The sequence below is a fragment of the Variovorax sp. 278MFTsu5.1 genome (assembly GCF_048305045.1).
GTDB lineage: Bacteria > Pseudomonadota > Gammaproteobacteria > Burkholderiales > Burkholderiaceae_C > Variovorax > Variovorax guangxiensis.
In genome coordinates this window covers 89076-110540 of record NZ_CP157622.1, presented here as the reverse complement: position 1 = coordinate 110540, position 21465 = coordinate 89076, and the positions used below count along the sequence as shown (strand labels likewise).

Here is a 21465-nt window from a genome sequence, read left to right as displayed (position 1 = left end):
GGGCGCTCCTGCTTCTTTCTTACTGCGCGACGGTCGACGCGTCGATCTTGCCCGCCAGCCATTGCAGACCGGCGAGGTGCTGCTGGTCATGGCTGCAGAGGTAGTGGATGAGGCTGCGCATCGTGAGCGGGCCGTAGCCTTCGAACACTGCCGTGCGCGCGAGCTGTGCGTCGCTCAGGCTGGAGATGATCTCCATCGTCTGCGCGCGCGCCATGCGGAAATCGGCCAGCACCTGCGCCGCATCGGCCGCTCCGTAGTTGCGCTCGATGGCCAGCGGCTCGCTGTCGATGGATGCGAGCGTCGGATGGGTTTCGGCCAGCGTGCGCCGGAAGCGCACGTGGTAGCCCTCGATCTCGATGTCGCGCACATGGCAGAGCTGCTCGATGGCGGTGAAGGCCTCGCTGGGCACGCCTTCCCATGAAGGCGGCGTCCAGTGCCTGAAGGCGAAGGGAATGGCCGCGTAGTGGGCCTCCAGCTGCGAGGGGAAGGCCGCAAGGGCGCTGAGTGTGGTGGGGTTCATGTTTTTCCGAAGCGCATTATGGTGCTCGCTCCGTAGAATGGCCGATCACCCCCACCCCGCCAGGAGACAGCCGATGAACGCCCCGACCCAAACCTCGCACCTGCTGCCGGAGCTTCATCTGCGCGACGTGCCCGAGAGCCTGATCGAGGCGCTGAAGGCACGCTTCGGCGCCAACTGTTCCACGGCGATGGCGGTGCGCACGCAGCACGGGCGCGACGAGTCTTCCTTCGACGCGCCGCCTCCCTCCGCCGTGGTGTTCGCCGAGAGCACGCAGGATGTTGCAGACGCGGTGAAGCTCGCGAGCGAGCACAGCGTGCCGGTCATCCCCTTCGGCGTGGGCTCCTCGCTCGAAGGCCACCTGCTGGCGGTGCAGGGCGGCATCAGCATCGACGTCTCGCGCATGAACAAGGTGCTGTCGGTGAATGCCGACGACCTCACGGTGACGGTGCAGCCCGGCGTCACGCGCAAGCAGCTCAACGAAGAGATCAAGAGCACGGGCCTTTTCTTCCCCATCGACCCGGGTGCCGACGCATCCATCGGCGGCATGACGGCCACGCGCGCCAGCGGCACGAACGCGGTGCGCTACGGCACGATGCGCGAGAACGTGCTGGCGCTCGAGGTGGTGACGGCCGCAGGCGAAGTCATCCGCACCGGCACGCGCGCGAAGAAGTCGTCGGCCGGCTACGACCTCACGCGCCTCATGGTGGGCAGCGAAGGCACGCTGGGCGTGGTCACCGAGATCACGCTGCGCATCTACCCGCTGCCCGAGGCGGTGTCCGCGGCGATCTGCTCGTTCCCGAGCATCGAGGCCGCGGTGCGCACCACCATCGAAACCATCCAGCTCGGCGTGCCGATCGCGCGCGTGGAGCTGATCGACGTGAACACGGTGCGCATGGTGAACGCCTACGCCAAGCTCAACCTGCGCGAAGAACCGATGCTGCTGATGGAGTTCCACGGCTCGCCCGCCGGCGTGAAGGAGCAGGCCGAGACGGTGCAGGAAATCGCGAGCGGCCATGGCGGCAATGCCTTCGAATGGGCGAGCACGCCGGAAGAGCGCACGCGCCTGTGGACGGCGCGGCACAACAGTTACTTCGCGGCGGTGCAGTCGCGTCCCGGCTGCCGCGTGATCTCGACCGACACCTGCGTGCCGATCTCGCGCCTGGCCGACTGCCTGCTCGACTCGGTGGCCGAGGCCGATGCCAGCGGCATCCCCTACTTCCTCGTCGGCCACGTGGGCGACGGCAACTTCCACTTCGGCTACCTGCTCGATCCGAACATCCCCGAGGAGCGTGTGAAGGCCGAAGAGCTGAACCACGCGCTGGTGAGCCGCGCGCTGGCGCTCGAAGGCACCTGCACCGGCGAGCACGGTGTGGGGCTGCACAAGATGGAGTTCCTGGTGAACGAGGCGGGCACGGGCGCCATCGACATGATGCGCACGATCAAGCGCGCGCTCGATCCGAAGAACATCATGAATCCGGGGAAGATCTTCAGCCTCTGATTCCGCTCAGCACTCAACGAAAAAGCCCGGGGCTCTTGCGAGCCGCCGGGCTTTTTGTTGTGCGATGACCGATCGATCGATCAGTTGCTGCGGCGACGGGCTGGTGCCTTCTCTGCCGGCACGTAGGTCTGCGAGGGAGCCGCACCACCGTCCACGCCCAGGCGGCCGCCGCCGCCGAGGCCCTGGCCACGCACCGTCTGCGCCTTGTAGTTGCGCAGCGAGCGGACCATCTGGTTGAAGGCGTCCATGAAGGCCGCGGCGATCACTTTGCCCTGTGCCGTGTTGGTGTAGCCGCCGAGGCCGCCGCCCGCGCTGCGGCCGGCCAGCGCACCGAAGGCGCCGAAGTCGGTCTTGGAGGCGCTGCCTTCGGAAGCGGCGACCTGCACACCGGAGCGGTTGTCGATCAGGGTCAACATCGCGCTGGCTTCCTTGGTCTGCATGCTGCCGCCCAGGGCTGCGAGCGCACGACCACGGCCGCCACCCACCAGGCCGCCGAGCGCGCCGCCGACGCCGCCAGCGTCGCTGTTGCTGAACACGATTTCGGGCGACAGGCCGTAATCGGAAGCGACCATCTGGCCGCGGCCGAAGTTGCTGCCGCCGCGCATTTCGCCCGACTGCATCAGCGCGCGTTCGCGCGTCATGGCATTCATGCCTGCAGCGCCGCGTTCGACCACGATGAAGCAGTTCGATTGCTGCACCAGCAGGCGCAGCAGGTTGGCAGTGGGAGGCAGGCGGTATTCGCCGGTGAGGATGGTGTACCAGCCCGCGTTCTGGTTCTCGATCAGGGAGACGGTGCCGAGCGGCGATTCGCAGCGCTCGAGCTGGCTGCTGGCGTTGTCGGTGGCGCCACCCGCCGCGCTGCCGGTGGCCATGGTCTTGGCCGACTGGCTGCCCATTTGCATGTCGGTCGTGGCGCAACCGGTGAGAAGAAGTGCGCCGGCGGCGATGGCCGCGAGCGGAAACCTGGTGAGCTGCATGGTGGACTACTCCCTCTGTTTGTTCAGAGAACTGGGGTTGGAAAAACCAGCGGTCGAGGATACGCGCAAAGGATTGCAGGAATCAATCAAACGAATGCCGGAGCCCCGATTCACAACACTAGGCCGTTCGGCGGATGCGTTCGATCAGTCCGTTGAGCGCCTCGATGGAGCCGAAGTGGATCGCGAGCTCGCCGCTTTCCTCGATGCGGCCGCCGCGCTTGGTGCGCTTCTTGATGCGGACCTCGACCTCGGCCGTGAGCAGGTCGGCCAGTTCTTCTTCCACGCGCAGCAGGTCGCGCGACTTCTCGCCATCGTTGCTGCGGCGCGAAGGCGTGAGCGTGAACTCGGCCGCGAGCTTCTTCACCAGCGACTCGGCCTCGCGCACCGACATCTTCTTGGCCGCGATCTGGTTGGCGGCCGTGATCTGCGTGCCGCGGTCCAGCGACAGCAACGCGCGCGCATGGCCCATGTCGATGTCGCCGGCCATCAGCATCTGCTGCGCGGGCTCGGCCAGGTTCAGCAGGCGCAGCAGGTTGCTGGCCGCACTGCGCGAGCGGCCCACGGCTTGCGCGGCCTGCTCGTGAGTGAGCCCAAACTCGGTCACCAGGCGTTGCAAACCTTGGGCCTCTTCGAGCGGATTGAGATCCTCGCGCTGGATGTTCTCGATGAGCGACATCGCCGCAGCGGCCTCGTTGGGCACGTCGCGCACCAGCACTGGCACGCTGTCAAGGCCGGCGAGCTTCGCGGCACGGAAGCGCCGCTCGCCCGCGATGATTTCGTACTCGGCGTTCTTGGCCGCGGCCGATTCGGGATCGAGCCGGCGCACCAGGATCGGCTGCATGATGCCCTGCACCTTGATGCTCTCGGCCAGCTCGTAGAGCGCGCCCTCGTCCATGCGCGTGCGCGGCTGGTACACGCCGGCGACCATCTGGTCGAGCATCAGCGTGCTCGGGTTGCGTTGCGCGCCGCCCTCCTCCGCATCGTTGACGCTGCCACTGCCGCCGCTTGTGTTGTCGGCGGATGGGGCGGCCGTCGGGCCCAGCAGCGCTTCGAGGCCGCGGCCCAGTCCCTTGGGTTTCTTGGTCGCCATCAGTTCTTTTCTTTCGAGATTTCGTTCAGGAGTTTCCGGCCCTCGGGCCAGTCGCCCAGGCCCGATTCGGCATTCAGATGACCGCCCGCGCCGGCATCGACGAAGCGCGCGCCCCAGTCGGCGGCAAGCTGGCGGGAGCGCGAGGCTTCGCAGTAAGGGTCGTCGTTGGCGGCGATCAGCACCGCCGGGAACGGCAGCGGCTCGCGCACGATGGGCGCCCAGCCGGGAATCTGCTGGCGCAGGTTGTCGCTCTCCACGTCTCCGGGTGCGACCAGCAGCGCGCCGCGCACCTTGTGCGTGTTGCGCGAATGCGCGGCCCAGGCGGCAACGAGGATGCAGCCCAGGCTGTGCGCCGCGAAGACCACCTGGCCGGGCGACGCCAGCACTTCTTCTTCGAGCCGCGCGGACCAGTCGCCACGCAGCGGGCGCATCCACTCGTGCTGCTCGACGCGGTGATCGCCATGGACCGATTCCCAGCGGGTCTGCCAATGGCCGGGGCCGCTGTTCTGCCAACCGGGCAACAGCAGGATGCGAGGCTCTGTCATTTGCTACGGATTTGATAGCATCCTGCGGGTCGCAAGCGGCCGTCAGGCATTGTTCTCACTTGCCGAATCGGTAGCCGGCGCGGCGGCCGGCGCCATGACGTCGTCGGGAATCGGCAGGTCCGGCGTAATGCGCGCAACCGGTGCGATCGGCGGAGCCACCGCGCCGGAGGCAAAGGCGCTCGCGGGCGGCATCTTGTCGACCAGTTCCTGCGCGAAGGCGATGAAGGCCTGGCTGCCGCGCGCGGCCGGGTCGAACACCACGCCAGGCAGCCCGTAGCTCGGCGCCTCGGCCAGCCGTACGTTGCGCGGGATGACGGTGTCGAACACCTTGTCGCCGAAGTGGGACTTGAGCTGCTCGCTCACCTGCTGCTGCAGCGTGATGCGCGGATCGAACATCACGCGCAGCAGGCCGATGATCTGCAGGTTCTTGTTGAGGTTGGCATGCACCTGCTTGATGGTGTTGACCAGGTCGGTCAGGCCTTCGAGCGCGAAGTACTCGCACTGCATCGGCACGATCACGCCGTGGGCGGCGCACAGCCCGTTCAGCGTCAGCAGGCTCAGGCTGGGCGGGCAGTCGATCAGCACGAAGTCGTACTCGGCACCGACGGCTGCCAGCGCGGTGCGCAGGCGCTTCTCGCGGCGGTCGAGCGCAACCATTTCGACTTCGGCACCTGCCAACTCGCGGTTGGCGCCCAGCACGTCGTAGCCGCAACCGCCTTCCACCAGCTTGTCGGCCTTGACCCGCGCCTCGGCCACCGAGGCCGATTCGAGCAGCACGTCGTACACCGTCAACTCCAGCTCGCGCTTGTCGATGCCCGAACCCATGGTGGCATTGCCCTGCGGGTCGAGGTCGATCATCAGCACGCGCTGGCCTACCTTTGCCAGACCGGCGGCGAGATTGACGGTGGTGGTGGTCTTGCCGACGCCGCCCTTCTGGTTGGCGATGCAGAAAATCTTGGCCATGTGAGTACCGGGGGTCGATCGATCAGCGCGAGATTGCGAGCTTGACGCCGAAGGCGATCAGGAAGCTGCCGGCAAGCTTTTCGAGCGTGGTGGAAATGCGGGGATTCGCGCGGATGCGCTCGGCCAGGAAGTGCGTGAGCAGCGTCGAGGTCAGGCCGTACAGGAAGGTCAGCGCGGCGATGGTCACGGCCATCGCGCCGAAAGTGATCACGCCCTGGTGCCGGGCCGGGTCCACGAACAGCGGGAAGAAGGCCATGTAGAACACGATCGCCTTCGGATTCAGCAGCGTGATCGTGAATGCCTGGCGCATGAAGTGGCTGGGCTTGATGTTGAGGATCGGGGCCGAGCCGGGCTTCGCCATCAGCATCTTGATGCCCATCCAGGCCAGATAGGCTGCGCCCAGCCATTGCACTGCCTTGAACGCAGCCGGGTAGGCAGCCATGACGGCCGACACGCCGGCCACCGCTGCCCAGAGGAGGAACTGGTCGCCGACGATCACTCCGGCCGTCGCGGCGAGGCCGCCACGGATGCCGCCCTTGCTGGTCGAGGTGATCAGCGCCAGATTGCCCGGGCCGGGAATCAAGAGGAACAGGATGATGGCGGCGACGAATGCGCCGTAGTCAGCGATGCCGAACATGGGTTTGCCTCGAAAAAGCGAGCCGGGAAGGAGACCAGAGGGAGGCATCGAGTCTAAGCGAGCACACTGCCGCGAAGATCGTTCGGACACCGGCTTTTACCGGTGTCGCCCCCTCTTTTCGTGAATCAGGCGCCGATTTCGGCGGGAGCCTTGCGTGCCCAGACGATGCAGCGCTCGGCATCCAAGCCCGGAACCGTCAGTTGTTCCACGTGAAACACAGACACGCCCTTGGGCAATACAGCGAGTTCGTCGGTTGGTACCTTGCCCTTCATGGCGAGCCAAACACCGCCGGGTGCGAGCAGATTCATCGAGCCGTTGAAGAAATCGGGCAGCGATGCGAAGGCGCGGGAGCTGATGATTTCATAGCTGCCGACCAGCGATTCGACCCGGGCATGCAGCCCGCGAAGGTTCGGCAGTTCCAGTTCAGCTGCGACCTGCTGGACAAAGGCGGCCTTCTTGGCCACCGCATCAAGGCAACTCACTTCAAGATCGGGTCGCATGATCGCGATCACCACCCCAGGCAAGCCGCCACCGGAACCCACATCCAGCAGCTTCCCCTTCCCTGCCCATTCGCGCCGCAGCGGCGCGACCGCCGCGAGACTGTCGAGCAGGTGGTGCGTCAGCACGCTAGCCGGATCGCGCAGTGCCGTGAGGTTGTAGACCTTGTTCCACTTGAGCATCAGCGTGCCGTAGGCCAGCAGCCGCTCGGCTTGGGAATCGGACAGCGCCACGCCCATGTCGGCCGCGCCTGCGCGCAGCGTGTCGATCGGCGCCGTCATTCGGCGGCAGCTTCCGTTGCAGCGTCGCGGGCAAAGGCCTTATGGCCGCCCTTTCGCAGATGAATCATCAGCAGGGAAATGGCGGCCGGCGTCACACCGGAGATACGCGAAGCCAGTCCCAGCGTTTCCGGCCGGTGCTTGTTGAGCTTCTGTCGCACCTCGAAGCTCAGCGCCTTGACTTGGCTGTAGTCGAAATCGGCCGGGAGCTTCAGGTTCTCGAAGTGCGCCGCGCGCTCCACTTCGTCGTGCTGGCGCTCGATGTAGCCGGAGTACTTGGCCGAGATCTCGATCTGCTCGATCTCGGTTTCGCTCAACGGAGCCTGGGCGCTGTACTTGCCGCCATCCAGCGTCATCAGCGTTTCATAGCTTACGTCGGGCCGGCGCAGCAGGTCGGCCAGGTTGTATTCGTGATCGATGGCCTTGCCCAGCACCCGCTCCGACTCGGCCGCCGGCAGGTTTCGTGGGTTCACCCAGATCGACTTGAGTCGCTCTGTTTCACGTGAAACAGCATCGCGCTTTCGGCTGAAAGCATCCCAGCGCGCGTCATCCACCAGGCCCAGCTTCCGACCGGTTTCGGTCAGACGCATATCGGCGTTGTCCTCGCGCAGCTGCAGCCGGAACTCGGCGCGGCTGGTGAACATGCGGTACGGCTCGGTCACGCCCTTCGTGATCAGGTCGTCGACAAGCACGCCCAGATAGGCTTCGTCGCGACGCGGCAGCCAGGCATCTTCGCCACGGCATTGCAGCGCGGCATTGATGCCGGCGAATAGGCCTTGGGCCGCAGCCTCCTCATAGCCGGTGGTGCCATTGATCTGCCCGGCGAAGAACAGGCCCTTGACTGAACGCGTCTCGAAGCTGCTCTTGAGCTCGCGCGGATCGAAGTAGTCGTACTCGATGGCGTAGCCCGGCCGCAGGATGTGTGCATTCTCCAGCCCCGGCATCGAGCGAACCAGTTGGTACTGGATGTCGAACGGCAGGCTGGTCGAGATCCCGTTCGGGTAGTACTCGTTGGTCGTCAGGCCTTCGGGCTCAAGGAAGATCTGGTGGCTTTCCTTGTCCGCAAAGCGGTTGATCTTGTCTTCCACGCTCGGGCAATAGCGCGGCCCGACGCCGTCGATCTTGCCGGTGAACATCGGGCTGCGGTCGAAGCCCGAGCGGATGATCTCGTGCGTGCGCGCATTCGTGTGGGTGATCCAGCAGGGCATCTGCTGCGGATGCATGTCCGCGCGGCCCATGAAGCTGAACACCGGCATCGGCCCTGCCCCACCGGGCATGCCGTCGCCCGGCTGCTCTGTGCACTTCGAGAAATCGATGCTGCGGCCGTCGAGCCGAGGCGGCGTTCCGGTCTTGAGCCGGCCTTGCGGCAGCTTCAGCTCCTTGAGCCGCGCCGACAGGCTGACGGCCGGCGGATCGCCAGCGCGCCCGGCCTGGTAGTTGTCGAGTCCGACGTGAATGCGCCCATCGAGAAAAGTACCCGCCGTCAGCACCACGGTCCGCGCACGGAAGGCGATGCCCACCTGCGTGACAGCGCCGACCACGCGATCGCCCTCCACCATCAGGTCGTCGACCGCCTGCTGAAACAGGCTCAGGTTCGGCTGGTTCTCCAGCCGGTGGCGGATGGCCGCCTTGTACAGAACCCGGTCCGCCTGCGCACGCGTGGCGCGCACGGCCGGACCCTTGCTCGAATTGAGAATGCGGAACTGGATGCCGGCCTCGTCCGTCGCGATCGCCATCGCACCGCCGAGCGCATCGACCTCCTTCACCAGGTGGCCCTTGCCGATTCCGCCGATCGACGGGTTGCAGCTCATCTGCCCCAGCGTCTCGATGTTGTGGGAGAGCAGCAGCGTCTTGGCGCCCATGCGCGCGGCGGCGAGCGCGGCCTCGGTGCCGGCATGGCCACCGCCGACGACGATCACGTCGAATTCTTCGGGGTACAGCATTTGGAATGGGAGCGCACAACTGACGCGTGCGCGGCGCAAAAGGGGCACCAATTTTAATCGGCGCGACCCTTTTGCGTCCCTTGTGTGGATAAGCTTGGAGAGCGACGCCTAAGGGCTGCTTCCAAGGCCGTCGCTTGATAGTTTGCTATATTTTTTATAGCAAATGAATCCGTCAGGCCGCGGCTTCGTCGACCTGTCCCAAAGGCACCGGCTTCTCGATGCCCATCATCTCGCCGGTGGGCGAAGGCGGCATCGACGGCTGCAGGCTCTCGTCCTGCAGCTCGCGCACGACGAGCTTCTTCCCGGTCATCCGCACGTCGCCGAAGATCGTGCAGAAGGCCACGTCCTTCGCGTCGCGCCCCGTACCCACGCGCACCAGACGGTCGACCGGCGCCATGCGGGTCGGATCGAACAGCACCCAGCGCCCGCCCAGCCACGCCTCGAACACGGCATGGAAATCCTGCGGAGGCTCGTCGAACCACACGTAGCCGACCACCAGCCGCGCCGGAATGTTCAGCGCGCGGCAGAAGGTGATGCCCAGGTGTGCGAAGTCGCGGCACACGCCCGCGCGTTCCACGAACACCTCGCGCGCGGTCGTGGTCGAGTCGCTGCTGCCCGGCTCGTAGGTGATGCTGTCGTGGATCCAGTCGACGATGGCCTGCACCCGGCCGATGCCGGGCGGCAGGTCGCCGAAGAGCTGCTGGGCACAGCGCGACATCAGGTCCGACTCGCAGTAGCGCGTCGGCATCATGTAGTGCAGCACCTCGTCGGGCACCTCGGTCACCGGCATCTCGGCCAGGTCGTTCGGCACCACCACGTGGGCGCGCCTCACGCTGGCCTTGTAGGCGATCTTCAGCGGCCCCGGCTTCGCATCGAAACGGACGAAGCGGTTGCCGCTTCCCTCGTCGCAGAAAAGCCGCAAAGGCGTCGGCGGCTTCACGACCAGTTCCTCCCCGACCACGCTCTGCATGCCCGAGCGCGCTGCTTCGATGTTCAGCAGCATGTGCGCCGGGGCGGCAACTTCGTAGTCGAGCTGCGCCTCGATGTGCGAGAGGTGCATCAGTCGATCGCTTTTTTCACCGCGCCCACGCCCAGCACCGCCAGCACCACGAACAGCAGCGCCAGCACCAGGAACAGGCCGAACAGGAACTTGGCGATGCCGGCCGCACCCGCCGCGATGCCGCCGAAGCCGAGCAGCGCGGCCACGAGCGAGATGACTGCAAAAATGATGGCGTACTTCAACATGCGTTTCTCCTTGCAGCAGGCCCTGCCCGCCGTGGAACGCAGCTTAGGAAGCGCCGTCTTCCAGCCCGATAGTCGCCCCGCGCGTGCAGCCGTAGGACAAAAACGCGACGCCTCCAAACCCGCTAGCATCCGCTGCGGTTTACCCAAAAAATCCAACCAACCTCGACATTCACTGGAGTTCTCGAATGAAGCTGTACTACTCGCCCGGCGCCTGCTCGCTCTCCCCTCACATCGCGCTGCATGAAGCGGGCATCGCCGTCGAACCGGTTCTGGCCAGCACCAAGAGCCACAAGCTGCAGGACGGCACCGACTACTACGGCATCAACCCGCTGGGCTACGTGCCGATGCTCGAACTCGACGACGGCACCCGCCTGCGCGAAGGCCCCGCCATCCTCCAGTACATCGCCGACCTCGCCCCCACCAAGAACCTCGCGCCGGCCGCCGGCACCATGCAGCGCTACCGCCTGCAGGAATGGCTGACCTTCATCGGCACCGAAGTGCACAAGGGCTTCAGCCCGCTGTTCAACCCGAACATGCCCGAGGAAGCCAAGACCATCTTCAAGGACAAGCTCAAGTCGCGCTTCCAGTGGCTCGACGGCGAACTCGCCAGCAAGGAATACCTGATGGGCGATCACTTCAGCGTGGCCGACGGCTACCTGTTCACCGTGACCAACTGGACCAAGCCCACGGGCGTGGACATCTCCGACTTCCCCAACCTGCTGGCCTGGCATGCCCGCGTGGGTGCCCGCCCCGCCGTGCAGGAAGCGATGAAGGCCGAAGGTCTTCTGAAGTAAGCCGAAGCACGCAAAAGCGTTCAGAAGAAGCAAGCGGATCGGAACCCTTCAGGGAAAACCCGAACCGCTTCAGCCACAAGCCGCACGATGCGGCTTTTTTTTCGGGCGACGCTACGGGCAAGAGAGAAAAGAACTCCCGGAAGACCGAAGAAGGAATCTCGCCTTGACCGAAACCCCTCCACCCGCCGAACTGCGCGAAGAGATGCGCGGGCCCGTCATGTGGCTCACCATCGATCGCGAGGAGCGCCGCAACGCCATCAGCGGCGCCGTACTCGCCGGCCTGGGCGATGCCATCGCACGTGCCAACAACGACAGCGCGGTGCGCGCGGTAGTCATCACCGGCGCAGGCACACGTGCCTTCTGCGCGGGCGCCGACCTGCAGAGCGGCACCTCCTTCAAGTTCGACTACGCCGCGCCCTACCAGGGCTTCGCCAACCTCTTCCGCCAGGCCCGGCAGTCGACCGTGCCGCTGATCGCGCGCGTCAACGGCGCCTGCATGGCGGGCGGCATGGGCCTCATGGCGATGTGCGACATGGCGGTGGCCAGCAGCCACGCGGTGTTCGGCTTGCCCGAAGTGAAGGTCGGCCTCTTTCCCGCGCAGGTGCTCAGCGTGCTCGGCGGCCTGCTGCCGCGCCGCGTGCTGGCCGAGATGTGCATCACCGGCGAGCCCATCGACGCGGCACAGGCGCTGGAACTGAATCTGGTCAACCGCGTGAGCGACGACGTCGACGAGAGCGTCGACTGGCTGCTCGGCCGCATGCTCGACAAGTCGCCCGCAGCCATCCGCCGCGGCCTCTACACCATGAAGAAGATCGAGGCCATGGCCTTCGAGGAATCGATGGCCTTCACCGAAAGCCAGATCGGCCTGTTCGCGCTCACCGAGGACGCGGCCGAAGGACAGCTCGCCTTCCGCGAGAAGCGCAAGCCGCAGTGGAGCGGACGATGAGCGGCAGCGGCACCATCGACGAACGCATCGTCCGCATCGGCGGCGCCTCGGGCTTCTGGGGCGACAGCAGCGTGGGCGCGCCGCAGCTCGTGGCCAGCGGCCGGATCGACTACCTCGTGTTCGACTACCTCGCCGAACTCACCATGTCGATCCTCGCGGGCGCGCGGCTCAAGAAGCCGGAGCTCGGCTACGCCACCGACTTCGTCTCGGTGGCGATGAAGGCCGTGCTGAAAGACGTCGTGGAACAGGGCATCCGCGTGGTGAGCAACGCGGGCGGCGTCAACCCGCAAGGCTGCGCCGATGCATTGGCCGCGCTCGCGGCCGAACAGGGCATCGCACTGAAGATCGCCGTGGTGAGCGGCGACGACGTGTCGCCGCTGCTGCCCGGGCTGCGCAAGTCGCAGCCGCCGGTGCGCGAACTTCAGAGCGGCGCCGCTCTGCCCGAGCGCGTGCTCACCGCCAACGCCTACCTCGGCGCACAGCCCATAAGGGCCGCGCTCGATGCGGGCGCGCAGGTCGTCATCACCGGCCGCTGTGTCGACTCGGCCGTCACGCTCGGCGTGCTCATGCATGAATTCGAGTGGCAGCCGAACGAGTTCGACCTGCTCGCCGCGGGCAGCCTCGCCGGCCACATCATCGAATGCGGCTGCCAGGCCACGGGTGGCCTGCACACCGACTGGGACACCGTGCCCGACTGGCCCAACATCGGCTACCCCATCGTCGAATGCAGCGCCGACGGCAGCTTCGTCGTCACCAAGCCCGCGGGTACCGGCGGCAAGGTCACGCCCGCGGTGGTGGGCGAGCAGATGCTCTACGAGATCGGCGACCCCGCCGCCTACCTGCTGCCCGACGTGGTGGCCGACTTCACGCAGGTGCGCATCGAGCAGGCCGGCGAGCACCGCGTGCGCGTGCACGGCGCTCGCGGCCATGCACCGACTGCGAGCTACAAGGTCAGCGCCACCTACGTCGACGGCTTCAAGACGGCGGCGCAGCTCACCATCGTGGGCTTCGACGCTGTGGCGAAGGCGAAGCGAACGGGCGAAGCCATCCTCGCGCGCACCGGCGCGCTTTTCTCGCAGCATGGCCTTGGCCCCTACAGCGGCACGCAGCTCGAAGTGCTGGGCGCGGAGTCCTGCTACGGACCGCACGCGCGCGCATCACAGACGCGCGAAGCGGTGCTGCGGCTTGCGGTGACGCACCCGCGCAAAGAAGCCCTGGAACTGTTCGCGCGTGAGATCGCTCCGGCCGGTACATCGTGGGCCCCGGGCACCACCGGCGCGGGTGGCGGACGCGCCTCGGTTTCCCCATCGATCCGTCAGTACGCGTTCCTGCTCGACAAATCACTGGTCGAGGCATCGGTGGTTATCGATGGAAAGCGCATCGATGTTCCCCGCCCCCAAGTCCCGTCGCCAGCCGAGGTGGCCAAGCCCACCTCTTCGCCTGCCAGAGCCATCAAGACGGGGATCACCGCTTCCGATGCCGACAATATCGAAGTACCGCTGCTGCGCCTGGCCTGGGCCCGCAGCGGCGACAAGGGCGACACCTCGAACATCGGCGTCATCGCGCGCCACCCTGCCCTGCTGCCGCTGCTGCGCGAGCAGCTCACCGAAGCGCGCGTGGCCGAATGGCTCGCGCACCTCGTCAAGGGGCAAATCACGCGCTACGAGGTGCCCGGCATCGACGCCTTCAACTTCGTCTGCGAGCAGGCGCTGGGCGGCGGCGGCATGGCCTCGCTGCGCAACGATCCGCTCGGCAAGGGCATGGGCCAGATCCTGCTGGCCATGCCGGTGCGCGTGAGCCCGGCACTGTTGGCACTGCTCGCCTAGCACCAATCCGTCAACCGTGCGACAGCAGGGTTGAGGCGGCGCGCTTAGCCTTGCGCCCCGTATCAACTCTGCTTTCGATCGCACGATGTCCACCCTTTTCGACCCCGTACAGGCCGGCGACCTGAAGCTCGCCAACCGCATCGTCATGGCGCCGCTCACGCGCAACCGCTCGCCGAACGCCATTCCGCCCGACATCGCCGCCACCTACTATGCGCAGCGCGCCAGCGCGGGCCTGCTCATCACCGAAGCCACCGCCATCAGCCACCAGGGCCAGGGCTACTCCGACGTGCCCGGCCTCTACGGCACCGAGCAGCTCGACAGCTGGAAGCGCGTGACCGAAGCCGTGCACGCCAAGGGCGGCAAGATCGTGGTGCAGCTGTGGCACGTGGGCCGCGTCTCGCACAACGAACTGCAACCCGGTGGCGGAAAGCCCGTCGCCCCCTCGGCCATCACCGCCAAGACCAAGACCGTGCTCATCAAGGACGGCGTGCCCACCTTCGTCGACACCTCCGAGCCGCGCGCGCTGGACGCCGGCGAACTGCCGGGCATCGTCCACTCCTACGCGGTTGCCGCCCGCAGCGCCGTGGAAACCGCAGGCTTCGACGGCGTGGAAGTCCACGGCGCCAACGGCTACCTGCTCGACCAGTTCCTGAAGGACGGCAGCAACAAGCGCACCGACGATTACGGCGGCAGCATCGAGAACCGCGCCCGCCTGCTGCTCGAGGTCACGCGCGCCGTGGTCGACGCCGTCGGCGGCGGCAAGACCGGCATCCGCCTGTCGCCCGTCACGCCCGCCAACGACGCGCACGACAGCGACCCGCAGCCGCTCTTCAACTACGTGGGGAAGCAGCTCGCCACGCTCGGCCTGGCCTACATCCACATCATCGAAGGCGCCACCGGCGGCCCGCGTGAGATCGAGGACCGCCCCTTCGACTACGAGGCCCTCAAGGCCGCGTACCGCGAAGCCGGCGGCAAGGGCGCATGGATGGTCAACAACGGCTACGACAAGCCGCTGGCCGAGGAAGCGTTGAAGGAAGGCGACGACCTCGTGGCCTTCGGAAAGCCCTTCATCTCCAACCCCGACCTCGTGCGCCGCCTGCGCGAGAACGCGCCGCTGAATCCGCTCGACAAGGCCACCATGTACGGCGGCGGCGCCAAGGGCTACACGGACTATCCGGCGCTGGCCTGAAGCCGGAAGCGGCCATGGCAAGATGCGGCGGACCCGTTCGTCCGCCGCCAGCAAGGAAGGAAATGCCATGGCCCGCATCGCGCAACGACTGGCCGATTCAGGCCTCGTATTGCCACCCGCAGTCACGCCGCCTCCCGGCGTCGTGCTGCCCTTCCGGTTCGTGCGCATCGTCGGCCGGCGCGCACTGATCTCGGGCCATGGCCCGCTCAATGCCGACGGCACCATCGCCGCGCCGCTGGGCAAGCTGGGCCGCGAGCTGAGCGTCGAACAGGGCTACACCGCCGCGCGGCTCACCGCGCTCGCAATGCTGGGCAGCCTGCAGCGCGCTCTCGGCGACCTGGACCGCATCACCGCATGGACGCGCGTGTTCGGCATGGTCGCCTGCGCACCGGGCTTCGACAAACAGCCGGCCGTCATCAATGGCTTCTCCGATCTCATCCTCGAAGTCTTCGGCCCCGACATCGGAGCGCATTCGCGCAGCGCGGTGGGCATGGCGGAGCTGCCTTTCAACATTCCGGTGGAGATCGAAGGCGAGGTGGAGTTCGACGCATGAGCACCACGCCCTGGGCACTGCGGCGTGCCGATGCTGCTGATGCCACGGCCATCACCGAATGCGCCGTGGAAGCCTTTCGTCACTACATTCCGCGCCTCGGCCTCATGCCCATTCCGATGACGAAGGACTATGGCGCGGCGATCGCGAACGCGCAGGTCTGGGTGGCGCAACAGGAGAAGCGCATCGTCGCAGCGCTGGTGCTCGACATCACCGAAGAGGGCTTCCTGATCGACGTGATCGCGGTGCGCCCCGCGCAGCAGGGCACGGGCGTGGGCCGCGCGTTGCTCGAACTGGCGGAACAGGAGGCGCTACGGCAGGGCCATGACTCCATCCATCTCTTCACCAACGAGAAGATGACCGAGAACCGCGCGCTCTACGAGCGCATCGGCTACGTCGAATACAAGCGCCTCGCGCTCGCGCAGCGCACCCGCGTGTTCATGCGCAAGCCGTTGAAGTGAGATCTTCTGCGATGCAGCTGGAACGCATTCATCACGTCGCCATCATCTGCGCCGACTACGCGGTGTCGAAGCGCTTCTACACCGAGGTGCTGGGCCTGCGCGTGGTGGCCGAGAACTACCGCGCCGCGCGCGATTCGTACAAGCTCGATCTCGCCCTGCCCGACGGCTCGCAGATCGAGCTCTTCTCCTTCCCCGGCGCGCCCGCGCGGCCTACCCGGCCCGAGGCACAGGGACTGCGGCACCTGTCCTTCGAAGTGCACGATGTGCAAGCCGCCGCCGACGAACTCGCGGCGCAGGGCATTGCGGTGGAGCCCTTGCGCATCGACGAATACACCGGCCGGCGCTTCACCTTCTTCGCCGATCCCGATGGGCTGCCGCTCGAACTCTACGAGGCCGCGCCGGGCAAGGAACTCGAAGCGCTGCTGCTGGAGCTCGAAGGCGCGCTGCATCTGCGCGAGGTGCGCGCGAGCGCTGCACGGCTGGAAGAACTGCTCGACGACGACTTCCACGAGCTCGGCGTCTCGGGCACTGTATGGACACGCGCCGCCATCATCGAGGCGCTGCGCGACGAAGCCTTCTCCGAACGCACGATCTCGGACTTCCGCGTGCTGCGCATGGCCCCCGATGTGGCGCTGGTCACCTACCGCGCGCGCCGCGAAGCCATTCCACAGCGCCCGGCGGCCGACTCCCTGCGCAGCTCGCTATGGAAGCGGCGCGCGGGCCGCTGGCGCATGGCCTTCCACCAGGGCACGCCGCTCGCCTGAGCGCTCAGGCGACTTCACCGAACGCCACGCTCACCCGCAGGCCCGTGGGCTCCGCCGCTTCGAGCCGCAGCTCGGCACCCAGCAGCTCCGCATAGCGCGAGACGATCGACAGGCCCAGCCCGGAACCTTGCCCCAGCTTCTCTCCTGCAGGGCCTTGCGCCCACCGCTGCATCAAGGCGCGCTGGGCTTCGAGCGGAATGCCGGGCCCGTCGTCGATCACGCTCAGCGTGTGGCCCGCGAGTTCGACGGTGATGGTGCGGCCTCCATAGCGCAGCGCGTTGTCGATCAGGTTGTCGAGGATGCCCTCGACCAGCGCCTCGTTGGCCTGCACCACCACGACGTCGTCGAGACCGCGCGCGCCCAGGTCGACGCCGCGCGCATCGGCACGCCCCAGGTGCCGAAGCACCGTCTGCTCGGCCAGCACGTCGAGCCGCACGGGCACGCGCTTGAGCTCGGTGCGGGCCTCCTCGGCCAATGCGAGCGCCAGCAACTGGTCGATGAGGTGGCTGGCGCGCGCCTGCCGCTCCGACACGCGCTCGAGCTGCTCGCGCCACACATGGGTGTCCTGCTGCGCCAGCCCGTATTCGGCCAGTGCGCGGATGCCCGCCAGCGGCGTGCGCAGCTCATGCGCCACGTTGCCGACGAACTCGCGCTGCGCCTGCACGCTGTTGCCCAGGCGCTCGAACAGCGAGTTGACCGCATTGCCCAGGCGCTGGATCTCGCGCGAAGTCTGCGCCACCGCCACCGGAGAGAGGTCGCGCACGTCGCGCCGGTCGAGCGCGCGCTGCAGGTCGCCCAGCGGCCGCAGGTCGCTGCGGATGCCGTACCAGAGCCATATCGCGAGCAGTATCAGCAGCACGATCTGCGGCGCGAGCGCATAGCCCAGCAGCTGCCGCACGAGCGCGGCGCGGCTCAGCGTGGTCTGCGCAATGATCACGCGATAGGGCATGCTGATGTCGGGCTCGGCGTCATGCTCGAGCACCACCGCGCGCAGCGTGCTGCCCTCGTAGTTCACGTCGGAGAAGCGGTAGCGCGAGCCGTCCACCGGCAGCGGCGCCTGCAGGCCCGCCTGGCCGGAGATCAGCGAGCCATCGAGCCGCTGCACCGCGAAGTACACCTTGTCGACCTGGTCGAAGAGCACGGTGGCCACTTCGCGCGGCGTGAGCATCAGCTCGATGCCGCGCTCGCCCGCCTGCACGTTGGCCGACAGCGCATAGGCGTCGTCGAGCATGCCTCGGTCGAAGGCCTGTTCGGAGAAGTAGTTGGCGATGACCAGCGCGATGACCGCACCCACCATCCACGTGAGCGCCAGCGGCACCAGCACGTTGCGCAGCACGCGCTGCGTGAGCGAAGGCGCGCGCACCGCAGCCGGCTGCGATTCGGCGATGGTCTGTTGCTGCTGCCCGTTCACGCGCGGACCGGCGTCGATCACACCTCGGCTTCGAGCAGGTAGCCGATGCCGCGCAGCGTGCGGATGCTCGCGCCCGTGCCCTGCAGCTTCTTGCGCAGGCGCGAGATGAAGGCCTCGAGCGCGTTGTCGCCCAGCGATTCGTCGAAGCTGGAGAGCTTGTCGGACAGCGCACGCTTGCTCACCGTACGGCCCGGCGGGCTCATGAGCTCCCAGAGCACCTCGAACTCGCGCGCGGGCAGGTCGAGCGGCCCGCTCGCGGTGGAGAAGCGGCGTGCCTTGCGGTCGAGCTTGAGCTGGCCCAGCAGCACGATGTCTTCCGTGCCCTTGGCACGGCGCACCAGTGCACGAAGGCGCGCTTCGACCTCCGCCAGGTCGAAGGGCTTGCCGAGGTAGTCGTCGGCACCCGCGTCGAGGCCGGCGATGCGTTCCTCGGTGCGCCCTCGCGCCGTGAGCACGAGCACGGGCGTGCGGTCGCCGCGCGCGCGTGCCTGCCGAAGCGCGGTGAGGCCGCTCGCAAGGCCGCTGGTCGGGCTCGCCGTAGCGGGCAGGTTGAGGTCGAGCAGCACCGCATCGAAGGGCTGCACGCGCCACAGGTGATCGGCGTCTTCCACGTTGGTGGAAACGTCGACACGGTGGCCTGCATCGGCAAGGCTGCGCACCATCACGTCGCGCAGAACGGTGTCGTCTTCGACAAGCAGAATTCGCATGGTCTTTGAATGGTTGGGGGTAATCTGCCTTGCGAACGACGGGTCAGCGGCCGGTCAGTCGCTCCAAGCGATAAACGCAACATGAGCATACGACAGCACGATGAATCACGGGCCACTTTCATGGCCTGCGCCACACGATGAGTGCGCGCGAACCCTCCGATCTGCTGAGCCTGGTTCCCCCGGAGGTGCAGCGCACCGCCGTGGTCCTGCTGCATGGTTTATGCAGCACGCCTGACGAGTTGCTGACCGTGCAGTCCGCACTGCGCAGCCGGGGCTATCCAGTCCATCCGCTGTCGATCGAGGGTTACTCGTTCGACGCCAGCGCGCCGATGCAGCGCGCGGCGCCGTACGAACGCTGGCTCGACGCGATCCAGGCACAGGTGAAGTCGCTGCGCGAGCGGCACGACCGCGTGATGCTGGTCGGCATCTCGGCGGGCTCCTCGCTGGCACTGGGCGCGGCCATCCGCTGCGGCAGCGAAGTCGATGCGCTGGTGCTCATGTCGACCACGCTGCGCTTCGACGGCTGGGCCATTCCGCGCACGCAGTTCCTGCTGCCGCTGGCCTTCTACACGCCGCTGGGCAGGCTCTGGCAATACCGCGAACGCCCGCCCTATGGCGTGAAGAACGAGCGCGTGCGCGCCTGGATCGAGCGCGAGCTGCGCCACCGCAAGATCTCGCGCGCAGGCAGCTCGGTCATCGGCGTGAGCCACCTGCGCGAGCACGACAGGCTCATCCGCCATGTGCGCCGCAACCTGCACGGCGTGCAGTGCGGCAACGTGCTGGCACTGCACGCCCAGCAGGACGAGGTGGCCAGCGTGGCCAACCTGGGCATCCTCGCGCGCGGCCTGCGCTGCCGAGCGTTCCGTGCCGTCGTGGTCGCCAACAGCTACCACATGATCACCATCGACAACGATCGTCAACAGGTCGTGAGCGAAACAGTGTCATTCGTCGACGCGGTGGCGCATGGCACGATGCCCGAGCATCCGCTGTACGCCTGACAACTTCGACCACGTCCGAAAGGAAAGCATTTCCATGTCTTCTTCCGATCTCTCCTCGCCCACCTTCAACAGCATCGCGGCGATCCTGCAGACCGACTTCCGCGTCGACCCCGCAGCCATCTCGCCCGCCACCGCGCTGACCGACCTCGGCCTCGACTCGCTCGCGCTGATGGAGTTCGTCTTCGCCGTCGAGGACGCTTTCCACCTGCGCATTCCCGAAGAGCGTCTCGACCCGCGCGAAGCCGGCATCACGCTGCAGCGCCTGTGCGAAGTGATCGACGCGGAGAGCGCGGGCGCTGTTGCGGCCCAGCCCGCCGAAGCAACCGCATGAGCAGCGGCGCCGCTCACTCCGTGCTCGCGGCCTCCGCCGCGCGCGCCGCATCCGCACCCGTGCGTGTGAGCGGCATCGGCTTCGTCACGCCCATCGGCCGCACCGTGGAGGCCTTCGACGAGGCCCTGTTCGCGGGGCGCTCTGCCGTGCGCGCGCAGACGCTGGAGATCAAGGGCATGGACCCGATGGCACTCGCCGTCGCCGCCTGCGACTTCGACTCGAACGGCGTACGCAGCACCTCCCGCCTGCCACTGGACCGCGGCACCGCCATGGCACTGGCCGCCGCGCAGGACGCCGCCGGCGAAGCGAAGATCGACCTCGACACCATCGACCGCGACCGTCTCGGCATCTTCTGGGGCAGCGGGCTCGCGGGCGCCGGCACCTTCGACAACACCACCAGCACGCTCTACGGCGAGCAGCGCCGCATGCGCCCGACCACCGTGCTCACCGTGATGCCCAACGCCGCCGTGGCCGAGCTCGCCCTGCACTTCGGCGCGCGCGGCTCGGCCATCGCCTATGCCTGTGCCTGCGCCTCCTCGGCCGTGGCCATCGGCGAAGCGATGCGCGCCATCCGCGGCGGCTGGATCGACGTCGCCATCGTCGGCGGCCACGACGCCATGCTCACGCCCGGCGTGATGGCCAGCTGGCACGCCATGCGCGTGATGGCGCCGCCGCCGGCGGATGCGCCTTCGACCGCCTGCCGCCCCTTCTCGGGCGACCGCGCGGGCTTCGCCATCGGCGAGGGCGCCGCCGCGCTGGTGCTCGAATCCGAAGCGCACGCCGCCGCCCGCGGCGCCGGAGCCGCGCCCTTCGTGCTCGCGGGCTACGCCACCAACTGCGACGGCACGCACATCACCAACCCCGACACCGCGGGCCAGGTGCGCGTGATGCGCGCCGCGCTGCGCGACGCGGGCATCGAGCCTTCCGAGATCGGCCACATCAACGCGCACGGCACGGCCACCTCGGCCGGCGATGCAGCCGAGGCCGCGTCGATCCGCGAAGTGTTCGGCAACACCGTGCCGGTGAGCGCGACCAAGGCCATCCACGGCCACGTACTCGGCGGCGGCGGTGCGATCGAGCTCGTCGCGACGCTGCGCGCGCTGGCACGCGAAGCGCTGCCGCCCATCGCCAATCTGCAGACGCCCGACGCCGCCTTCGATCTCGACTTCGTGCAAGGCGAGGCTCGCGAGGCCAAGGGCATGCGTTACGCACTGTCCAATTCCTTCGCTTTTGGCGGCACCAACGCCGTCATCGTGGCCGGCCGCGCGTCCGATCGCTGAAGATTCACTGAACG

The 21465-nt window shown here is 67.4% G+C and carries 23 protein-coding genes; 11 read left to right on the top strand and 12 right to left on the bottom strand.

Going from position 1 to position 21465, the window contains the following annotated elements; translation table 11 throughout:
* Positions 1 to 19: 19 nt before the first annotated feature.
* On the bottom strand, positions 20 to 520 hold the full coding sequence (locus tag ABL844_RS00405; protein ID WP_418123578.1) for a DinB family protein: 501 nt from the start codon (positions 518 to 520) through the stop codon (positions 20 to 22).
* Positions 521 to 593: 73 nt separating this feature from the next.
* Between ABL844_RS00405 and ABL844_RS00400 the strand changes: the two genes are divergently transcribed.
* Complete coding sequence (locus ABL844_RS00400; RefSeq protein WP_418130158.1) at positions 594 to 2018, top strand: FAD-binding oxidoreductase; 1425 nt, start codon at positions 594 to 596, stop codon at positions 2016 to 2018.
* An 80-nt stretch (positions 2019 to 2098) separates the two neighbouring features.
* Here the strand turns inward: ABL844_RS00400 and ABL844_RS00395 are convergent, their stop codons facing one another.
* The 9 genes from ABL844_RS00395 to ABL844_RS00355 form a co-directional block, all read right to left on the bottom strand.
* Positions 2099 to 2995: a CsgG/HfaB family protein gene (locus ABL844_RS00395; protein ID WP_126020711.1), complete on the bottom strand. Its 897-nt coding sequence runs from the start codon at positions 2993 to 2995 to the stop codon at positions 2099 to 2101.
* A 118-nt stretch (positions 2996 to 3113) separates the two neighbouring features.
* Positions 3114 to 4085: a ParB/RepB/Spo0J family partition protein gene (locus ABL844_RS00390; protein WP_418130157.1), complete on the bottom strand. Its 972-nt coding sequence runs from the start codon at positions 4083 to 4085 to the stop codon at positions 3114 to 3116.
* Positions 4085 to 4630 (bottom strand): RBBP9/YdeN family alpha/beta hydrolase, encoded by a 546-nt coding sequence (locus ABL844_RS00385; RefSeq protein ID WP_184639051.1) that lies wholly within the window; start codon positions 4628 to 4630, stop codon positions 4085 to 4087. The genes ABL844_RS00390 and ABL844_RS00385 overlap by 1 nt, the downstream gene beginning before the upstream one ends.
* 42 nt (positions 4631 to 4672) lie before the next feature.
* Positions 4673 to 5593 carry a ParA family protein gene (locus ABL844_RS00380; protein ID WP_418130156.1) on the bottom strand — a complete coding sequence of 307 codons (921 nt, stop codon included), beginning with the start codon at positions 5591 to 5593 and terminating at the stop codon, positions 4673 to 4675.
* A gap of 22 nt (positions 5594 to 5615) precedes the next feature.
* A complete protein-coding gene (locus ABL844_RS00375; RefSeq protein ID WP_369660187.1) occupies positions 5616 to 6230 on the bottom strand; it encodes a LysE family transporter in 615 nt (204 codons plus the stop codon).
* A gap of 125 nt (positions 6231 to 6355) precedes the next feature.
* Positions 6356 to 7009, bottom strand: coding sequence for a 16S rRNA (guanine(527)-N(7))-methyltransferase RsmG (rsmG, locus tag ABL844_RS00370; RefSeq protein ID WP_418130155.1), 654 nt, complete (start codon positions 7007 to 7009; stop codon positions 6356 to 6358).
* Positions 7006 to 8949, bottom strand: coding sequence for a tRNA uridine-5-carboxymethylaminomethyl(34) synthesis enzyme MnmG (gene mnmG / locus ABL844_RS00365; protein ID WP_418130154.1), 1944 nt, complete (start codon positions 8947 to 8949; stop codon positions 7006 to 7008). The genes rsmG and mnmG overlap by 4 nt, the downstream gene beginning before the upstream one ends.
* A gap of 172 nt (positions 8950 to 9121) precedes the next feature.
* Positions 9122 to 10009, bottom strand: a complete 888-nt coding sequence (locus ABL844_RS00360; RefSeq protein WP_418130153.1) for a transglutaminase-like domain-containing protein — start codon at positions 10007 to 10009, stop codon at positions 9122 to 9124.
* The gene (locus ABL844_RS00355) at positions 10009 to 10194 is read right to left on the bottom strand and encodes a DUF1328 family protein (RefSeq protein ID WP_126020728.1); all 186 of its coding nucleotides are present in this window, start codon (positions 10192 to 10194) and stop codon (positions 10009 to 10011) included. The genes ABL844_RS00360 and ABL844_RS00355 overlap by 1 nt, the downstream gene beginning before the upstream one ends.
* 185 nt (positions 10195 to 10379) lie before the next feature.
* Here ABL844_RS00355 and gstA point away from each other — a divergent pair, with 185 nt between their 5' ends.
* The 7 genes from gstA (at position 10380) to ABL844_RS00320 (ending at position 16724) form a co-directional block, all read left to right on the top strand.
* The gene (gene gstA / locus ABL844_RS00350) at positions 10380 to 10988 is read left to right on the top strand and encodes a glutathione transferase GstA (RefSeq protein ID WP_184639061.1); all 609 of its coding nucleotides are present in this window, start codon (positions 10380 to 10382) and stop codon (positions 10986 to 10988) included.
* 202 nt (positions 10989 to 11190) lie between these two features.
* A complete protein-coding gene (locus ABL844_RS00345) occupies positions 11191 to 11934 on the top strand; it encodes an enoyl-CoA hydratase/isomerase family protein (protein ID WP_184639808.1) in 744 nt (247 codons plus the stop codon).
* Positions 11931 to 13760, top strand: coding sequence for an acyclic terpene utilization AtuA family protein (locus ABL844_RS00340; RefSeq protein ID WP_418130152.1), 1830 nt, complete (start codon positions 11931 to 11933; stop codon positions 13758 to 13760). Before ABL844_RS00345 ends, ABL844_RS00340 begins: the two co-directional genes overlap by 4 nt.
* 85 nt (positions 13761 to 13845) lie before the next feature.
* Entirely contained in the window at positions 13846 to 14949 is a 1104-nt protein-coding gene (locus tag ABL844_RS00335) for an alkene reductase (protein ID WP_418130151.1), read from the top strand.
* Positions 14950 to 15016: 67 nt separating this feature from the next.
* Positions 15017 to 15502, top strand: a complete 486-nt coding sequence (locus tag ABL844_RS00330; RefSeq protein WP_126020737.1) for a RidA family protein — start codon at positions 15017 to 15019, stop codon at positions 15500 to 15502.
* Positions 15499 to 15960, top strand: coding sequence for a GNAT family N-acetyltransferase (locus tag ABL844_RS00325; protein WP_418130150.1), 462 nt, complete (start codon positions 15499 to 15501; stop codon positions 15958 to 15960). The genes ABL844_RS00330 and ABL844_RS00325 overlap by 4 nt, the downstream gene beginning before the upstream one ends.
* Positions 15961 to 15971: 11 nt before the next feature.
* The gene (locus ABL844_RS00320; protein ID WP_418130149.1) at positions 15972 to 16724 is read left to right on the top strand and encodes a VOC family protein; all 753 of its coding nucleotides are present in this window, start codon (positions 15972 to 15974) and stop codon (positions 16722 to 16724) included.
* Positions 16725 to 16728: 4 nt separating this feature from the next.
* Here the strand turns inward: ABL844_RS00320 and ABL844_RS00315 are convergent, their stop codons facing one another.
* Together ABL844_RS00315 and ABL844_RS00310 are read right to left on the bottom strand one after the other, a co-directional pair.
* Complete coding sequence (locus ABL844_RS00315; RefSeq protein WP_184639810.1) at positions 16729 to 18111, bottom strand: sensor histidine kinase; 1383 nt, start codon at positions 18109 to 18111, stop codon at positions 16729 to 16731.
* Positions 18112 to 18152: 41 nt separating this feature from the next.
* The gene (locus ABL844_RS00310; protein ID WP_126020743.1) at positions 18153 to 18842 is read right to left on the bottom strand and encodes a response regulator transcription factor; all 690 of its coding nucleotides are present in this window, start codon (positions 18840 to 18842) and stop codon (positions 18153 to 18155) included.
* A gap of 137 nt (positions 18843 to 18979) precedes the next feature.
* Here ABL844_RS00310 and ABL844_RS00305 point away from each other — a divergent pair, with 137 nt between their 5' ends.
* Genes ABL844_RS00305 through ABL844_RS00295 form a run of 3 tightly spaced genes read left to right on the top strand, consistent with a single transcriptional unit; the run spans position 18980 to position 21451 of the window.
* Positions 18980 to 19840, top strand: a complete 861-nt coding sequence (locus tag ABL844_RS00305) for an alpha/beta hydrolase (RefSeq protein ID WP_184639069.1) — start codon at positions 18980 to 18982, stop codon at positions 19838 to 19840.
* Between the two features lie 34 nt (positions 19841 to 19874).
* Positions 19875 to 20171, top strand: a complete 297-nt coding sequence (locus ABL844_RS00300) for a phosphopantetheine-binding protein (RefSeq protein ID WP_126020746.1) — start codon at positions 19875 to 19877, stop codon at positions 20169 to 20171.
* Positions 20168 to 21451: a beta-ketoacyl-[acyl-carrier-protein] synthase family protein gene (locus ABL844_RS00295; RefSeq protein WP_418130148.1), complete on the top strand. Its 1284-nt coding sequence runs from the start codon at positions 20168 to 20170 to the stop codon at positions 21449 to 21451. Before ABL844_RS00300 ends, ABL844_RS00295 begins: the two co-directional genes overlap by 4 nt.
* Positions 21452 to 21465: the final 14 nt, after the last annotated feature.

What these genes read in the sequence shown, in the direction of transcription:
- ABL844_RS00405 (WP_418123578.1), bottom strand. Translation starts at nt 520, where the DNA reads ATGAACCCCACCACACTCAGCGCCCTTGCGGCCTTCCCCTCGCAGCTG.
- ABL844_RS00400 (WP_418130158.1), top strand. Translation starts at nt 594, where the DNA reads ATGAACGCCCCGACCCAAACCTCGCACCTGCTGCCGGAGCTTCATCTG.
- ABL844_RS00395 (WP_126020711.1), bottom strand. Translation starts at nt 2,995, where the DNA reads ATGCAGCTCACCAGGTTTCCGCTCGCGGCCATCGCCGCCGGCGCACTT.
- ABL844_RS00390 (WP_418130157.1), bottom strand. Translation starts at nt 4,085, where the DNA reads ATGGCGACCAAGAAACCCAAGGGACTGGGCCGCGGCCTCGAAGCGCTG.
- ABL844_RS00385 (WP_184639051.1), bottom strand. Translation starts at nt 4,630, where the DNA reads ATGACAGAGCCTCGCATCCTGCTGTTGCCCGGTTGGCAGAACAGCGGC.
- ABL844_RS00380 (WP_418130156.1), bottom strand. Translation starts at nt 5,593, where the DNA reads ATGGCCAAGATTTTCTGCATCGCCAACCAGAAGGGCGGCGTCGGCAAG.
- ABL844_RS00375 (WP_369660187.1), bottom strand. Translation starts at nt 6,230, where the DNA reads ATGTTCGGCATCGCTGACTACGGCGCATTCGTCGCCGCCATCATCCTG.
- rsmG (WP_418130155.1), bottom strand. Translation starts at nt 7,009, where the DNA reads ATGACGGCGCCGATCGACACGCTGCGCGCAGGCGCGGCCGACATGGGC.
- mnmG (WP_418130154.1), bottom strand. Translation starts at nt 8,949, where the DNA reads ATGCTGTACCCCGAAGAATTCGACGTGATCGTCGTCGGCGGTGGCCAT.
- ABL844_RS00360 (WP_418130153.1), bottom strand. Translation starts at nt 10,009, where the DNA reads ATGCACCTCTCGCACATCGAGGCGCAGCTCGACTACGAAGTTGCCGCC.
- ABL844_RS00355 (WP_126020728.1), bottom strand. Translation starts at nt 10,194, where the DNA reads ATGTTGAAGTACGCCATCATTTTTGCAGTCATCTCGCTCGTGGCCGCG.
- gstA (WP_184639061.1), top strand. Translation starts at nt 10,380, where the DNA reads ATGAAGCTGTACTACTCGCCCGGCGCCTGCTCGCTCTCCCCTCACATC.
- ABL844_RS00345 (WP_184639808.1), top strand. Translation starts at nt 11,191, where the DNA reads ATGCGCGGGCCCGTCATGTGGCTCACCATCGATCGCGAGGAGCGCCGC.
- ABL844_RS00340 (WP_418130152.1), top strand. Translation starts at nt 11,931, where the DNA reads ATGAGCGGCAGCGGCACCATCGACGAACGCATCGTCCGCATCGGCGGC.
- ABL844_RS00335 (WP_418130151.1), top strand. Translation starts at nt 13,846, where the DNA reads ATGTCCACCCTTTTCGACCCCGTACAGGCCGGCGACCTGAAGCTCGCC.
- ABL844_RS00330 (WP_126020737.1), top strand. Translation starts at nt 15,017, where the DNA reads ATGGCCCGCATCGCGCAACGACTGGCCGATTCAGGCCTCGTATTGCCA.
- ABL844_RS00325 (WP_418130150.1), top strand. Translation starts at nt 15,499, where the DNA reads ATGAGCACCACGCCCTGGGCACTGCGGCGTGCCGATGCTGCTGATGCC.
- ABL844_RS00320 (WP_418130149.1), top strand. Translation starts at nt 15,972, where the DNA reads ATGCAGCTGGAACGCATTCATCACGTCGCCATCATCTGCGCCGACTAC.
- ABL844_RS00310 (WP_126020743.1), bottom strand. Translation starts at nt 18,842, where the DNA reads ATGCGAATTCTGCTTGTCGAAGACGACACCGTTCTGCGCGACGTGATG.
- ABL844_RS00305 (WP_184639069.1), top strand. Translation starts at nt 18,980, where the DNA reads ATGAGTGCGCGCGAACCCTCCGATCTGCTGAGCCTGGTTCCCCCGGAG.
- ABL844_RS00300 (WP_126020746.1), top strand. Translation starts at nt 19,875, where the DNA reads ATGTCTTCTTCCGATCTCTCCTCGCCCACCTTCAACAGCATCGCGGCG.
- ABL844_RS00295 (WP_418130148.1), top strand. Translation starts at nt 20,168, where the DNA reads ATGAGCAGCGGCGCCGCTCACTCCGTGCTCGCGGCCTCCGCCGCGCGC.